Annotated in this window: 16 protein-coding genes and 2 pseudogenes; 5 read left to right on the plus strand and 13 right to left on the minus strand. The window is 32.5% G+C overall.

Going from position 1 to position 16,082, the window contains the following annotated elements; translation table 11 throughout:
- Window positions 1-480: 480 nt before the first annotated feature.
- A pseudogene (locus tag ABS911_RS10940) lies at window positions 481-732 on the plus strand (tyrosine-type recombinase/integrase); the annotation flags it as partial.
- A 28-nt stretch (window positions 733-760) separates the two neighbouring features.
- On the opposite strand, the gene ABS911_RS10945 reads toward ABS911_RS10940, so the two are convergent.
- Window positions 761-1,099 (minus strand): hypothetical protein, encoded by a 339-nt coding sequence (locus ABS911_RS10945; RefSeq protein WP_350467618.1) that lies wholly within the window; start codon window positions 1,097-1,099, stop codon window positions 761-763.
- Between the two features lie 985 nt (window positions 1,100-2,084).
- Between ABS911_RS10945 and ABS911_RS10950 the strand changes: the two genes are divergently transcribed.
- Window positions 2,085-2,321, plus strand: a complete 237-nt coding sequence (locus ABS911_RS10950) for a helix-turn-helix domain-containing protein (protein ID WP_350467619.1) — start codon at window positions 2,085-2,087, stop codon at window positions 2,319-2,321.
- 403 nt (window positions 2,322-2,724) lie between these two features.
- Here the strand turns inward: ABS911_RS10950 and ABS911_RS10955 are convergent, their stop codons facing one another.
- Entirely contained in the window at window positions 2,725-3,363 is a 639-nt protein-coding gene (locus ABS911_RS10955) for a VanZ family protein (protein ID WP_350467620.1), read from the minus strand.
- Window positions 3,364-3,651: 288 nt separating this feature from the next.
- On the opposite strand from ABS911_RS10955, the gene ABS911_RS10960 reads away from it, so the two are divergent.
- From ABS911_RS10960 to ABS911_RS10970, 3 genes are all read left to right on the plus strand, one after another.
- On the plus strand, window positions 3,652-5,808 hold the full coding sequence (locus ABS911_RS10960; protein ID WP_502880537.1) for an LTA synthase family protein: 2,157 nt from the start codon (window positions 3,652-3,654) through the stop codon (window positions 5,806-5,808).
- 182 nt (window positions 5,809-5,990) lie between these two features.
- Window positions 5,991-6,746, plus strand: a complete 756-nt coding sequence (locus ABS911_RS10965; RefSeq protein WP_350467621.1) for a hypothetical protein — start codon at window positions 5,991-5,993, stop codon at window positions 6,744-6,746.
- Between the two features lie 32 nt (window positions 6,747-6,778).
- Window positions 6,779-7,321, plus strand: a complete 543-nt coding sequence (locus ABS911_RS10970; protein ID WP_350467622.1) for a hypothetical protein — start codon at window positions 6,779-6,781, stop codon at window positions 7,319-7,321.
- 47 nt (window positions 7,322-7,368) lie between these two features.
- On the opposite strand, the gene ABS911_RS10975 is transcribed toward ABS911_RS10970, so the two are convergent.
- From ABS911_RS10975 to ABS911_RS11025, 11 genes and pseudogenes are all read right to left on the minus strand, one after another.
- Window positions 7,369-8,778 (minus strand): ATP-binding protein, encoded by a 1,410-nt coding sequence (locus tag ABS911_RS10975; RefSeq protein ID WP_350467623.1) that lies wholly within the window; start codon window positions 8,776-8,778, stop codon window positions 7,369-7,371.
- The gene (locus ABS911_RS10980; RefSeq protein WP_350467624.1) at window positions 8,775-9,491 is read right to left on the minus strand and encodes a winged helix-turn-helix domain-containing protein; all 717 of its coding nucleotides are present in this window, start codon (window positions 9,489-9,491) and stop codon (window positions 8,775-8,777) included. The genes ABS911_RS10975 and ABS911_RS10980 overlap by 4 nt, the downstream gene beginning before the upstream one ends.
- Window positions 9,492-9,677: 186 nt before the next feature.
- The gene (locus ABS911_RS10985; RefSeq protein ID WP_350467625.1) at window positions 9,678-10,550 is read right to left on the minus strand and encodes a 3D domain-containing protein; all 873 of its coding nucleotides are present in this window, start codon (window positions 10,548-10,550) and stop codon (window positions 9,678-9,680) included.
- 390 nt (window positions 10,551-10,940) lie between these two features.
- On the minus strand, window positions 10,941-11,276 hold the full coding sequence (locus ABS911_RS10990; RefSeq protein WP_301425912.1) for a single-stranded DNA-binding protein: 336 nt from the start codon (window positions 11,274-11,276) through the stop codon (window positions 10,941-10,943).
- A 188-nt stretch (window positions 11,277-11,464) separates the two neighbouring features.
- A complete protein-coding gene (locus ABS911_RS10995) occupies window positions 11,465-11,857 on the minus strand; it encodes a hypothetical protein (protein WP_023178614.1) in 393 nt (130 codons plus the stop codon).
- A gap of 122 nt (window positions 11,858-11,979) precedes the next feature.
- Window positions 11,980-12,183: a DNA-directed RNA polymerase subunit beta gene (locus tag ABS911_RS11000; RefSeq protein WP_023178616.1), complete on the minus strand. Its 204-nt coding sequence runs from the start codon at window positions 12,181-12,183 to the stop codon at window positions 11,980-11,982.
- Between the two features lie 18 nt (window positions 12,184-12,201).
- Window positions 12,202-13,194: a rod shape-determining protein MreB gene (gene mreB, locus ABS911_RS11005; protein WP_023178617.1), complete on the minus strand. Its 993-nt coding sequence runs from the start codon at window positions 13,192-13,194 to the stop codon at window positions 12,202-12,204.
- A gap of 414 nt (window positions 13,195-13,608) precedes the next feature.
- Window positions 13,609-14,919: a UDP-N-acetylglucosamine 1-carboxyvinyltransferase gene (gene murA / locus ABS911_RS11010; RefSeq protein ID WP_350467626.1), complete on the minus strand. Its 1,311-nt coding sequence runs from the start codon at window positions 14,917-14,919 to the stop codon at window positions 13,609-13,611.
- Window positions 14,920-15,058: 139 nt separating this feature from the next.
- Window positions 15,059-15,292 carry a DUF1146 family protein gene (locus tag ABS911_RS11015; protein WP_350467627.1) on the minus strand — a complete coding sequence of 78 codons (234 nt, stop codon included), beginning with the start codon at window positions 15,290-15,292 and terminating at the stop codon, window positions 15,059-15,061.
- A 161-nt stretch (window positions 15,293-15,453) separates the two neighbouring features.
- The gene (locus ABS911_RS11020) at window positions 15,454-15,876 is read right to left on the minus strand and encodes a F0F1 ATP synthase subunit epsilon (protein WP_350467628.1); all 423 of its coding nucleotides are present in this window, start codon (window positions 15,874-15,876) and stop codon (window positions 15,454-15,456) included.
- A gap of 12 nt (window positions 15,877-15,888) precedes the next feature.
- Window positions 15,889-16,082 (minus strand): annotated as a pseudogene (locus tag ABS911_RS11025) (F0F1 ATP synthase subunit beta); the annotation flags it as partial.

Raw genomic sequence — 16,082 nt, forward strand, 5'->3', positions numbered from 1 at the left:
CTCCAATTTTTTTGATTTGCATTCAGTATCATAAGTATCTTATTCTAGATATTATGACGTATCAATACATTAAACTAGATAGAATCAAGTAAGCTGAACTCAGATTTAACAATGTTCTGTTTATTTTTGATATTTGTCCTTATTCTTGGATATAACAATAATTATAAACAAGAAACATACTAAAGTTAAAGCCATATAAAGTTCACTCCTTATGTTATATTTTGTTTAAAGATAACATATTTAAATTTTTATTTTTTAAACAAGAATTTATGATACATGAAATTAGATAAAATCATGTATCTAGAATACTATTAAATCAGGGTTATTTTTTTATGCAACCTTTCAATATATGATTTTGTTGTATACTAATCGAAATCATGTATCACTTTTGTAAGAAGAGAGGGATTTTAAATGAGTTACACCGTTTAACCAGTACGCACCCAACAAGAAATAAACAATTTTTTTGAGAGCATCACCATCAAAGGCAATCACTTAGAAGTGAATACCGTCTATCAAATGTTTCTGAAGGTCGCTAAGCTGTTAGGAAGAGACAATATCGGCACGCACACGCTGCGAAAGACGTTTGTTTACCACAATTATGAGAAAACCAAAGACGCAGCCAATCTATTGGAAATATTCGTTCACAGCAACGAAAAAATTACGAAACGCTACATTGGGATCAATGAAGATGAAATAAGTGAGACTTTGCTTAATTTTAGGTTAGATTTTTGAATTATTATAATAGTAAGCAACAAGCTTTCTATTTTCCAGCTATATTTTCTCTTGCCACATATAATCCATCATCTAGTTTGTAAAAAATTATAGATTCAGTTTCTTCTTTTGGTAGGTAAATCTCTGTATCTACGTCTAAAAAGTTAGATTCTAAGCTGTTTTTTGGATAACTGTATCGATTTACCTTTTTTTGAACAACATAGACTACGTCAGCGTTTACGGATTTTTTATATAGTTCATGTGTCAAAACATAGCTAATGCCTGACAAATTAACTAAAGTGGGGATTTTTTTCTGTTCCGATTTATTTACAAGAAAAACCACTAACAAAATTAAAATTATTATGAGTATAGATATTCTTTTCTTCATACAACAACCTCCCTCTATTTGTTTTAAATTTTAATATATTGATTAGTAACGCTACCAGTATATTTTGTATCGGTTCGTTGATAGATATTAGCTCCATTATAGTACTTTACTAACCACTTTATCTTATTTTTATTTCCCTAAATAGCTAGTTTAGTTGTTTTATTTTCATTTTTTGAATAAAAGGCTCCAGAGGCTCCTCCTTTTGCTATTCCTATAGATACAGCCCCTTAACCAAAGCTAATACTATATAGTTTCTGCGATATCTTCTGTATCTTTAACTTTATTACTTGAGTAAATAAAGAATATTGAACGCAATAAATAATAGCATCTTTTTCTTCATATAAATTACTTATACTCTATTATGTAAATATTAGACTTTTAATAAAATAATAATTTACATCCTCCTTAACTTGTTACCTTTACTATATTTAATTTTAAATAAAAAGTAACGAACGCATTGGTTTACATAGTAGCAACTATTAGGTGCTGCTATGTAAACCAATGCGTTTTTTTAGTTTTAATAGATAAAATAGATAATTAGATTATGAATTAGTCGATGAGTAGATCAGCTATGGCAGACATCATAATGAAAAAAATAAGTAAAAGAAACGGTTATCTATTTTTAGTCTTACTGTTTTTTGTGTACTAAAAAACTTAATAATTAACATAACTCTCATTTTAAGAAAACCACAAAATGCTATTTTGGAGTCAATGAAAATGAAAACAGCGAAATGTTGTTAAATTTTTGATTATGTTTTTAGATTTTAATTCAATTTTGTATACTTTCTATCCACTCTAATTGAGATGTAAAATACTTTTATCAGTATAATTGCAGTATTATAAATACTTTTGATAGTGAAACTTCTAGAAATTCACTAAAGTAAATGAAAGGAGATTATATGAAATATGAAATTAGCAACTAGATTAAAACAAAGAAGAAACACTCTAAAAATGACACAAGAAGAAGTGGCAGAAAAAAATACATGTGTCACGGCAAACTATTTCAAATTGGGAAAATGGCCGGAACTTACCTGATATCAATAGTCTTATTTTAATTAGTGAGATCTATGCTATTTCCTTAGATGAATTAATGAAAGGAGATCATAAAATGGTTAAACAATTAGATAAAAAAATAAAAAAAGGCAAATTTTTTTATTTTTTAGTTGTCGTAATTGCAGTACTTATTTTATTGAATATTTTGCATTTAATCAGTGTTGGATAAATCACTGTGACTATATTATTTTTTGAATAATGACGGTCTTTACAATAGCTATCTTGCTAATTTTATGTAGAGTAACAGTTATAAAAAATAAGCTAAGCAACGTATGATTGTTGCTTAGCTTATTTTTTATATTTGAGTTGTCATACTATACTTAATATAAAAAAATAACAAAATTATCTATCATTAAAGAAAGTAAATTTTTCACCATAAGATAAACATCTGAAAATCATTATATGATATGGAAAAGTTGTGAGAATACTTCGAGAAAAACGGTCTACCTTTTTTAGGGGAGCTATTGTATCATTCTATATTCGTTTCTGAAGGGATATAGGTACCTAGTCAAGGTATATTAAAAAAATTATAATCTAGTTTCCAAGAAGCCCAAAAAGGTCCTCACTCCTTTTCAAGCGGTTTTCCTATTTGTCTTTTTTTTATATATCCAATGACTTATTTTAAATAAACCAATACCAATGATCGTTCCAATTGTATTAAAGATAACATCGTCTATATCTGAAACTCCTGTATAGAATATAAACTGCAGAGATTCTATTAAAACAGATACAGCTATTCCAATTAATAGAGATCTTAAAACAAAGTGGTTTCTTTTCATTAAATAAGCTGCTCCAAAACCCATTGGAATAAACCAAATAATATTCCCATATAAGTTATAGTAATAATCAAATAAAGTTGTTCCTTGAGTTAATTTAGCTGTTTCTACAAATGGGATCCAGTTGATTTCACTTAAAGGGCGCATCACTATGGATACATTATTAATTGAATTTTCTGCACGAAAGACCGTTAAATGAATCAAAAGAAGAATATAAAAAATAAATAGATTTAAAACAACTTCTCTTCGCCATTTTATTGGTTTTTTCTTCTTCTTTTTGAGACCCAGCACTATTCCTCTGCCAATAAGCCAAAAAATAAAATAAAACAAGGTCTGGTCGATGCTATAAAAGATTAATTCTACTAACGGAAAGTGATTGATTGATTCACCAAACTTCGATTCAATTAATTCAAAGAGGGGTTGCAAAAATACCATTAAAAAATCCTCCTCATTTATCCTTGCAAATTATTATACCGCATTCGCTTAAATTTATTTGTTTAAAAAGTCTAAATTTTACTTAATTTTTACTTTTCTTAATCTTTCCTTGGTATAATAGCTATTAGCATGATCAGCATAAGCAGTTATAAGTGAGTAAAATTGACTATACTGTAAATTAATTGTAAAATACTGAATGATGTACTAATATGGACTATTTTCATACAATTGGAAATTTAACCCATTAACTTAAACAAACTGTGGCCATTTATTAAGGAGGATTCAACAGTGACTAACATAAAAAAAATATTACACACGAGAATGGGGTTCTTTTCTCTCGCTGTTATCCTATTTTGGATCAAGACATATATAGGGTATCAATCAGAATTTTCTCTTGGCGTCGAAGGTATCATGCAGCAATTCATCTTATTGATCAATCCAATTGCTACAACAATCATTCTACTTTCTATCGCGCTATACTTTAAAAGTTCCAAAAAAGCCTATATTGCTTTAGTAGTTGTTTATGCTTTAATGTCAATTTTATTCTTTTCAAATATTCTCTATTATAGAGAATTTTCTGATTTTCTTTCTGTCAGCACGATTTTAGGCGCTGGTAATGTGGCTGGTGGATTGGGCGCAAGTACCTTTGCTTTATTGCACACGACAGATTTTCTTTATTTAATCGATATCATTTTATTAATTGCATTATTAGCCTCTAAGAAAGTGATGATCGATAATCGTCCATTCAAGAAACGGTACGCTTTTGCAGCTACGATTGTTGGATTTACACTTTTCGCTGCGAACTTAACGTTAGCAGAAAGTGATCGACCTCAACTGTTGGCTCGTACATTTGACCGTAACTACATTGTTAAATACCTTGGTTTGAATTTCTTTACAGCCTATGATGGCTATCAAACTGCGCAAGCAAATCAAGTAAAAGCAAATGCTGATGAATCTGATATTGAAGGTGTCATGAACTACATTGATGAACACTTTGCTGAAGCGAATCCTGAAATGTTTGGTATTGCTGAAGACCGTAATGTCATTTACTTGCATTTAGAAAGTTTCCAACAATTTTTGATTGACTACCAATTAGAAACTGAAACTGGCGAATCTCTTGAAGTTACACCATTTATCAACAGTATTTACCATGATAATGATACTCAAAGTTTCAGCAACTTCTTCCACCAAGTCGGACAAGGAAAAACTTCAGATTCAGAAATGCTGCTTGAAAATTCCCTATTCGGTTTATCTCAAGGTGGAGCCTTTACACAAGTTGGTGAAAGCAATACGTTCCAATCCGCTTCACAAATTTTAGGCTCTGAAAAGAATTATACAAGTGCTATGTTCCATGGTAATGTTGGATCTTTTTGGAATCGTGATAACACGTATAAATCAATGGGCATAGATTACTTCTTCGATGATGAGTACTACTCTTTCACTGAAGAAAATACATTGGAATATGGAATGAAAGATAAAATATTCTTTAAAGAATCTGTTCAATATTTAGAACAATTGCCTCAACCGTTTTATTCTAAATTTATTACAGTATCTAATCACTTCCCTTACCCATTAGATGAAGCAAATGTGGACTTCCCAGCTGCAACTACTGGTGATAGTACTATTGATAACTATTTTGTAACAGCTCATTATTTAGACCAAGCTATTGAAGAATTCTTTGCTTACCTGAAAGACGCTGGATTATATGATAATTCGATCATTGTTCTTTATGGTGACCATTATGGTATTTCTAATTCTAGAAATGAAACATTAGCTCCTTTATTAGATAAAGATCCTGAAACATGGTCAAGTTATGACAATGCAATGTTACAAAAAGTTCCTTATATGATTCATATTCCAGGAACAGGTAATGGAAAAATCAATACTCAATACGGTGGCCAAGTTGATAGCCTGCCTACTCTTCTCCACTTATTAGGTGTTGAAACAAAAGATAATATCTTACTTGGAACAGATTTATTCTCAGAAAACCATGATCAAACAGTAGCCTTCCGTGATGGAAACTTCGTCAGTCCTAAATATACCGTTGATGGTTCAAGTATCTATGATACCGAGACGGGTGAATTAATAGAAGATCCTTCTGAAGAAGTTCTTGCTGAAGTTGAACAGTTAAGAGAAGATGTCAGCACACAACTAAGTTTATCTGATAGTATTCTAACAAGTGATTTATTACGTTTCTATACTCCAGAAGGAATGATTACGACTGATCCGGCTGATTATGACTACCGTGATCAATTAGCTCGTATGAAAGCTATAAATGAAGGTTCAGGAACAGAAGCTACAAGTATATATAGTCAGAATGGTAACCAGTCTACTGTTGATCTATATAATACAAATGCACCAGAACTACAGGATTCTTCTGGTGTAGTTGATGAAACACAACCAGCTGAGACAGAGAATCCAGCAGAAACTGAATTAACTGAATAAAGAGTGACTAAAGAGTTGAGACAATTGTCTCAGCTCTTTTTGCGTATCTAAGCTTTTAAATTATGATCGAAATAAATAAAGTATTGAACTAACATATCCTCTTACTAATAGCTTCACATTTTTTTCATATTTACTCGATACAATAAAGAAAATGAACCGTTGAGTTGAAAGGAGAGTTGTCCTTGCCAATTGTTAAACGAGCTTATCGCCACTTGCAGAACCATCCTTACTTTTTGATTTCTATGCTTAGTTTCTATTTGCTCTATTTTATTCTTGTTTTTGCCGTTGTTTTGTTGATAAAGCAATTTTCTGACTCTTCCATTCAGTTAACGACCATTGTAAATTCTTTGCAATCCCAGCAACTATCATTAGACGTCCAAACCTTTCAACTCTTAGAATCTATTACAAAAAACTATCTAGTAAAATACCAATCTATTTTTTTAGCTATCGCTAGCGTTGGTACAATCAGTCTCGTGTTGATTCAGGTGTTTGTGAGTAAGATCAGACATAAAGAATACAACACCTATCTTTTGATGGGAGAAAGAGTTTATAAACTGACCGCACAATTGATCATTGAACACCTGATTTTAATAAATAGTGTTGTGTTGTTTTTATTTGTACTTTACAGTTTCTTTGCTCCTCCGATAGTCCAACAAGCCTCACAATTTGAAGCAGAGACTCTACAAATGGAAGTAAAAGCCAATCCACCTGATAGTACTAGTCAAAAAGACTCTTCTTTATCAGAATCTAAAAACGAAAACTTCACGCGTTTTAATGTTAAACCTTTCTTAAAAGGTGATTCAATCAATAACAAATTTGGTGAAAATAACACGCTTCAAGCTGTATTTCTGGTAGTGTTTATCAACTTATATAGTTGTATGGTTATTGGTATACCTACCTATATTGTCTTATCCTTAACTAAAGGCAAACTCTCTTAATCTATTTCATAAGTAACCAAGGAGGATTTTAGATGTTTAATCAATCTGAAGTTGTTGGAAAATATCTTTTTCTACTAAGCCCGAAAACCATTTATACGGTTTCAACTGAACAAATGAGTTTACCTTCTTTAATGAAACAAGTAAAAGCACAAACTGGAACTTTTCCTGGCCTAATAACTACTGATGATGTGTTTATTGACTATTTAACGGTTAAAGAAAACATGTTGGTTGCATTATCCTTAGCACCAAATCAGCCTAAGCGAACAACAGCTTTTCTTGTAAATGAACTGTTAGAAGAACTAAACATATCTGAATCTTTAGCTAAACAGTCCTTTACTGCATTGTCGATGAAACAATACATCCAACTTCAATTACAGATAGCACTTATGAGCCACAAAAAAGTGATCGTCATAGACGATTGGTTGAGGCATGAAACTACATTCGATAGACAAGAATGGCTGCTCTTATTTCGGCATTTTGCAAGAACAACAGAGTGCTCTTTTATTTTTGCTACTTCTGATGAAAAAATTTTAAGCTTAGGAAAACCACTAAAAATAACTACAGCAGCAGTTTAACTAAAATAAGACGGAAGTGAGCCACTCGGCTTCACTTCCGTCTTATTTTATTCTAGTGGAAAAACTAAGGTAAAGGTTGTTCCTTCCCCGGCAATACTTTCTACTGAAACTCTTGCACCATGTAAATTAACGAGTTGTTGGACAATAGCTAACCCTAGACCAGACTCACCATATTTTGTATTTTTTCTAGAGATATCAGCTTTATAGTAACGTTCCCATATATTTTCAACTTCTTCAGCCGTCATTCCTATACCAGAATCAGCGATTTTTATAATACTTTCATTATTTTCGCCAAATTCCCCTGTAACCTTGATTTTTCCGTTCTCTGTAAATTGAATAGCATTTTGAACAATATTGACAACAATCTGAGAAAAACGATCATAATCGGCAAACAAAGTCAGATCTTTTGGACAATTTAAGAGCAATTCATTACCAGAAGCTTCTGCTTTCCCTTTTAATTGTTCAATAATCATTTCTAATGCATCAAAAGCATTAAACGTTTGTTTTTGTAAGTTAATTTGATTGGAACGAATTTTTTCGTAATCTAAATTTTCATTCACTAAACGAATCAATCGACGTGTTTCATTTTGCATCAATTGAACACTGCGTTGCTTTTGATTTTCTGGAATCATATCATACTCGATTCCTTCTAGCAGTCCATTAATCGTTGTTAAAGGTGTGCGCATTTCATGAGCAGCATCCGCCATAAATTGTCTTCGCCGATTTTCTAGACGCTCGATTTCTTCTTGAGAACTTTTTAAAGAATCGACCATAGTGTTGAAATCAGCTGCTAAATCATCAAATTCATCCATTTCTTTATTTTCAAGGTGAACATTAAAATCACCTTTTGCTATTTTATGTGTTGCACTCCGAATACGGTTGATACGGTTTACTTGAAACTTAGCAAAGAAATAACTTGCCACTGTAGCGCCTAGAACAGAAAAAATAAACGCACTAAACAGGTTATTTCGAATATCTTTTAGATTAGCTTCAATTGTGCTAATAGGTGCGCTTACAGCTATAAATCCATAAAAATCACCTGTACTTTGGGTAAAAAAAGGCTGATAAACAATAGCCGTGTTGATTTGATTACCAAAGAAGTCTGTATTTCTTTGCGTTAATGTAATAGGTTCGCCATTTTTTAATTTTTCTAGGTCACTATCTGAAATACCACTTATATAATTTTGAGTTGTACTAGGATAAGTCATCGTATCCGTATGATCAAATACAAAAATCGATACACCTTGATTTTTTAAAATAACTTGTCCATTTTCTATTTTATCCGTTTGTAGGTCCTCATCTATTAAAGCTTCAGCATAACCGAATAATTGTTTTTCTGTACTGCGATAAGCAGTACTTCGAGCAAATTGCAAAAATGAAAATCCAAGTATGATCAAAACTATCATCACTACTGCAAAAAAAGCTAACATCTGTTGATAAAAATAATTTATTCTCATGAGGTAACTCCAGAATCATCGTATTTATACCCTACTCCCCAAACGGTTTGAATGATTTGTGGACCTGTTTTATCGATTTTTTGACGCAATTTTTTTATATGAGCATCTACTGTTCGCTCATCACCAAAATATTCATAATCCCATACAATAGTCAAAAGTTGTTCTCTTGAAAAGACTTGTCTAGGACTCTTAGCCATCGTGTATAGCAACTCAAATTCCTTAGGTGTTAAATTTTCAATTGGTTTGTCGTATAGAATAGCTTCACGTGTTCTCTTATCCATTTTAAGGTACTTGGTTTCAACTTCATAAGCTTTAACGTCTACTTTATCGGATTCACCATGCAACAAGTCTGCGCGACGATATAAAGCTTTTATGCGTGCAATTAGTGTTAATGGACTAAAAGGCTTTGTTACATAATCATCGGCTCCAATTTCGAGACCGATCACTTGGTCGCTTTCAGAGTCTTTGGCCGTCAACATGATAATCGGAATCGTTTTAGAAACTTTGCGCATTTCACGACAAATCTGCATGCCATCCATGCTTGGTAAATTCAAGTCAAGCGTAATCAAGTCCCAGCTTTGAGGATCCTTTAAAAAAGTATCTAATCCTTCTTTACCGTCTTGGATAAAAGTTGCTTTCCATTCTTCTTTCATGAAAAACATTTCCATCATTTCGCATACGGATTGATTGTCTTCAATCATTAATATATTCATGAAATGCCTTCTTTCTTTTTAAAAATTTCTCTCTTTTATTATACCCTTTTTACCCTTGCAACTAAAGCAACTTACAAAATCATCTTTGATTCTTCATCTTTTATTCAAAAAGAACAATACTTATTTTAATCTAGAAGTTTAGATAAAAAAATAGAATCAAGGCAACTGCCGCGATTCTATTCACTCTTAATTTAAAATAGTTAATTCAACTTCTTGAATCCCCCATGCAAATGATTGATCCATGCTTTCCATGTGCAAGTCAATTCGGTTTCCAATAATGGCACTTCCAGTATCTCCAGCAATTGCTTCTCCATAACCTTCTACATAAACTTTAGACCCTAAAGGGATCACATTAGGATCAACAGCAATGACTTGAGAATTTTCTCTTAGATCTATTCCTGTAGCTGTAATATTCGTTAATGAAGGTTGGTTTCGGCTATATGCTGTAGCTACTACTGTTATTGTTTCTTCAGCATTACTGGTGTTAAGGGCTGACCCTTCAATGTTCTCTTCAGTAGCTGGTGATTCCGGAAGTATGATTTCTTCTTTTACTTGTTCTTCACTTTCCCATACAACTTTTTGCGGATCAATTGTTTCAGGATCTAAATCCGTTTCTATATTAATCTCATCACCGATCTGTAAATGAGTTTCTTCAGATAAAGATTCATTCCATCCTACCAATTCTTCCACTTTTACTTCAAAAGCAGTTGCGATGTTCTCAAGTGTATCACCAGATTTTATGGTGTAATGAACAGTATCGATCACGTCGTGACTTTCTGTTCTCTCTTCTAAACTAATGGGCTTTACCATTTTTTCTTCAAATGGTAGAGTCGTTGCCAAAGTTTCTGCAACTATTGGACTGTCACTCCTGTCAGCAATTAACTCATCTGTTCCATTTTGCATCTGAACGTTGGTTGCTTTTTTAGTTCCATTTATTAAATCTATTCCATTAGATGTGTTGGATGTCACTTCATTTTGAGCAGCTAACACACTAGTAATATGTGTCGTTCCCACTGCCAATCCAAATAAGGCAATAATTACTACAACTGTTTTCTTCATTAGATAATTTCCTCCTAATTCAATACGGATGTTATCGTATCACGTACGAAATAGAGGCAGGTTACTTGAGAATTAAACAACTGTAACACACCATTTTTAAAATCGTTTCCATTGATAAAAAAGTAATTGTTCTGAATATTCAACTAACTTATTTATACAGAATTCTTCTCATAATCTTTCAACTTATTAGAATGAACCCCTTTAATACAACGTTTCATTTTTTACGCTTTTCTAATTTCTTATTCATTTAATAGACTAGTTTGTTTTTCTAATGGTAGATTTTATTAATGTTATATTACAAGGCCGAATTCTTTTATGCGTTTACTTTTTTGTTTTTCAGTAGTTCAACCCTAATTGTTACAGCTATGTGACATCATATGTTCCATTTTTTTATCCTGTAATGGGTTCTGCTTTTTTATTTTGTAAGAAATAAACTTCCTCTACAACCATTTCTACAATAAAAATGGTCTCTTCTTCTTTATTGATATATGATCTTGATTGAATTCTTCCCGTAACACCGATCATATGTCCTTTCTCACAGTAAAGCTGCATTAATTTTGCCACGTTTCCCCATGCAACAATAGGAATAAAATCAGCTTGAGGACCATTCTCTTTTTTGCTCCTTTTAGCTACTGCTAAAGTATTGTTGATGACAACTCTATCTTCTCCTATCTTTTTAAGTTCTACTTCTCTTACTAAACGTCCAACCAAACCTATTTGATTCATTTTTTTCCTCCTTTTTAGTGTATTCTTTTTTACTATCTGCACTTTTTATTGATTTGCTTTTTTGTTTATTCATCAAAAATAAAAAAAAGTCTCCTTTATATTAAACAGTTTTATTTCTTAAGCTGTTTAGTATAAAAGAGAACTTTTTTATTATTAGATTAAAAACTATCTATTTCAAAGGGTTTCCACTAAATCGTTGTTTCATCATCTAAAATGGTCAGTTGAAAAGCATTTACAATAAACAACAAAATAAAACCTAACAGTAAGATCACTAATAAAGCAATAGATTTATATAATGAATTCGAAGTAAATAGACCGGTAATAAAAATAATATAATATAAAACATAGATTCTATTACTCCATTTATTGGACTTTATTTGAACTCGTTCACCATCTTTAACTTCTATGGTATTACTTTTAACTCCGGATTGCGTGACACATATTTGCACAACATTATTAGGAATAGACATTTCCAACTTCTGACCATTTGCTATTTTTGCAACTCTTTCACCATTTATTTTTATCGTCATTTTTAGTATGGTACCTATTAAACCAGTACGACGTACAACTGTAATGGACATATGTAGACTCCCCCTAAAAAAATAGCTGCTTCATCATAATTCTTGAAAAAAAAACACCCTAAAAATAGAATTTAATTCAATTTTTAGGGTGTTTAGTATTTTATTTCGTACAAGGGATGGAACTAGTTGACTATTGTAGGTTTCGTAAAGTAACTGAAAATGTGTACCCATGTTTCTTTTTCAAAAACAGCAAATGGGTTACCATCGCCTAATACTCCATAACCAATCATCGCTCCAACAACAAAAGCAAGAGCAATCAAGATAATCACAAGTAGAATCTTTAATACAAATGTGACTATTTGAAGTACTATTTTTTCCTTAGTCATGGGTTTACCTCACTTTTTCTAAAATTTACGGTTCTTTTTAGTCATATTTTCCAATAAGATACCCGTTCCTAAAGCAACAGAATCTAATGGTTGTTCAGCAGCAAAGACAGGAACTTTCAATTGTTCAGCGAATAATTGATCAATACCATCCAATAAAGCACCACCACCAGTTAAAATGACCCCACGGTCGATGATATCTGCTGATAATTCAGGAGGAGTTTGTTCCAATACATCTTTAGCTTGTTGAACGATCATCATCATTGATTCAGCTGTTGCTTTTTGGACTTCATCAGATGTGATAGTAATGGTTCTAGGTAAACCAGTAATCATATCGCGCCCTCTAACCTCCATTGAATCGTCTCTTTTACCAGGGAAAACTGTTCCGATCTCTTTTTTGATTGTTTCAGCTGTGCGTTCACCAATCAATAATTTGTGTGTTTTTTTGACAAATTGTGTGATTTCATTATCTAATTGATCTCCGGCAACTTTTAGAGAGCGGCTAGTTACAATTCCACCCATTGAAAGAACGGCAATATCACTTGTACCGCCACCAATATCAATAACCATATTTCCACTTGGTTGGAAGATATCCATTCCAGCACCAATTGCAGCTACTTTAGGTTCTTCTTCAAGAAAGACATTTTTTCCACCGCTTTTTTCAGCAGCTTCGATAATCGCTTTTTGTTCAATTGTTGTTATATTTGTAGGGCAGCAAATCAAAATATTTGGTTTTGATAAAAAGCCTTTAACATTTAATTTATTAATAAAGTGAGTCAGCATTGCTTCTGTTATATCAAAGTCAGCAATAACTCCTCCTTGTAATGGACGAATTGCACGAATGTTTCCGGGTGTACGTCCAACCATTAAGTAGGCTTCTTCTCCGACTGCTAAAACACGTTTTGTAGTGGTATCAATTGCAACGACTGAAGGCTCATTTAAAACTATGCCTTTTCCTTTTACATGAATCAATACATTGGCTGTACCTAAATCTATCCCTATATCTCTAGCCATTACTTGTTTCTCCTCTCAAGCTCTTGTTCGTTCATCATAGGCATACTTGTCTTATAAAATAAAGTAGCCATCTAATTTCCTATTATAGCATAAGTCGTTTCATTCTTAAACGCTGAATTAAAGACATTTAAATAAATTTAACGTTTCAAAGATTACTTCAATTGGTGTTCAGTTATATAAGAGTGAAAAAAAATAGTCGTATGATCTAGTTTGTTGATGTTTCAAGTGAATTTTTTTCTAGAATAAATAAATTGTATGTAAAAAAGCTATCGAAACGTCTAGACTTTGCAGTTTTTTGACTCGCAAGACTGAAAATAATAAAATAAAAAACTAAGTCTTATAAAGTACCACTTTTAAGTGTTTGCTTTATAAGACTTAGTTTTTTAATAATAGCATAATGTTAGAAACGATTTTTTAAGAAAATAATCCTTCAAACTCAGTTTCAGTCATTGTACTTTCAACTGCTTCATCAATTCTTTCTACATCTGCGCCTAAAGCTTGTAATTTTTTATGGAATTCATAGTATCCACGATCTAGGTATTCTAGATGTGTTACTCTTGTATATCCTTTTGAAACTAAACCAGCTATGATCAAAGCAGCTGCTGCTCTAAGATCTGTTGCTGCTACTTCAGCACCTTGTAATTCTGTTGGTCCGTAAATGACTAGTGTTTGTCCTTCAACTTTAAACTCCGCATTCATGCGACGCAATTCTTCCATATGCATATAACGGTTTTCAAATACTGTTTCTTTCATTGTACTTGTTCCTTCAGCAAAAACTTGCGCAATCGTCATTTGTGCTTGCATGTCAGTTGGAAAACCGGGATGTGGCATTGTTTTTACATCTGTAGCTTTTAATTTATCAGGACCGATAACACGTAATCCGTTATCTTCGTCTTCAAATTGAACACCCATTTCTTTTAATTTCGAAATTAAAGGTTTGTTGTGTTCAGCAACAGCATCTTCAATAAAGACATTTCCTTTAGTAACTGCAGCGGCAATCATAAAGGTACCCGCTTCAATACGGTCTGGTATAATGCTATGTTCTGCACCTGTTAACTCAGTTACACCTTCGATACGAATACTTTCAGTACCAGCACCAATGACCTTAGCTCCCATACGATTTAAGAAGTTTGCTAAATCAACGATTTCTGGTTCCCGAGCAACGTTTTCAATTGTAGTAGTTCCTTCAGCCAGTGTAGCAGCCATCATAATATTTTGTGTAGCTCCAACACTTGGAAAATCTAAGTATATGTGAGCTCCTTTTAATCTATCCGCAAATGCTTCGATATATCCATTTTCGATATGTACCTCAGCACCCATTGCTTCAAATCCTTTTAAATGGAGATCAATTGGACGCGTCCCAATTGCACAACCTCCTGGAAGAGCAACCTTTGCATGACCTAAACGAGCTAATAAAGGTCCCATTACTACGATAGATGCACGCATTTTACTTACGTATTCAAACGGAGCTTCAAAATGTAATTCTTTTGTAGCGTCTATTTCAATTTCTTTTTTAGTTTGATCAAAGTTTACAGTTAAATTTAAATGGCTTAAGACTTGATTAATAGTAAATACATCAGATAATATTGGAACATTAGTTAATTTACTTTGTCCCTTACTTGCTAATATTGTAGCAGCTAAAATAGGCAATACGGCATTTTTTGCCCCTTCTACTTTAACTGTTCCGGTTAGGTGCTTTCCACCTCGAACGACAATCTTTTCCATGTAGTATCCCTCCAAAATTTTCATTGCCTTTATCACAACTGTGTGAGGTAAATAGTACAAGACAACATTTAATATTATAGCATGAAGTTATGTGAAGGTACAAACTTAACATTTGATTTGTTCTAAATTTATTTAATTCTTAATAAAATAAGAAGATAAGATTTTGTGAAGATAGAATAAATTCAATGAAAAACGTACTCACTGTATACCCAATAGCTATCGTCACAAATAAATAAAGGACTCGAGCCTGCCCAATATTATTTTTTTTCATCATATTTTCGATGCGTATTCCTTTTAATGCCCAAAAGGTAAGCAAAATAAAAAACAAATGAGATATAATAGCAATTAAAGATTGAACACCTAAAAAGTTCATTTACTGATCCATCTCCCTTTCTAATTCATTATAATACTAACATAAAAGAAGAAAAATAAATATTTATAGTGTCTTTAAATTGTAATATATTACGATTTTTAATTCTTAAACAAAAAAAGTTGAAATAAATACAGCACAGCTGCTTTATTTCAACTTTTTTATTAGCGTTTATTGTGTTTAGATACAGTAATTCGATTGACAGCTTTTCTTAACGAAATCTCTGCACGTTTCGAATGACTCTTATTTTCAATGGCTTCTGTTTTGTGCAATTCTTCTTCTGCACGTTGTTTAGCTTCAAAAGCCCGTTCCACATCAATATCTCTTGCACGTTCAGCACTATCTGCAATAATGGAACAAACATTGTCTCTAACTTCCATTACACCGCCATTTACAGCGATCCAGTCTTCAGTATCCACTGAAACCCGTTGTACACGAACGGCATGGATAGTAAGAGGTACAATGATTGGTATATGGTTTGGTAAAATACCAATTTCTCCATCCACCGCTTTAGCAATTACACTTTTTGCACGGTGATTGTAGACGATTCCAGCAGGTGTAACAATGTTTACTTGCATTTCACTCATCACATTTACCTCCTAGTAACCCATTGACTCTGCTTTAGCCACAACTTCTTCGATTCTTCCTACATTACGGAAAGCATCTTCTGGTAAATGGTCGTAACGTCCATCAATGATTTCTTTAAATCCACGTACTGTTTCTTCAACCGGAACATATGAACCAGGTAAACCAGTAAAGGCTTCAGCCACATGGAAATTTTGAGATAAGAAAA

Source organism: Carnobacterium sp., from assembly GCF_040274425.1.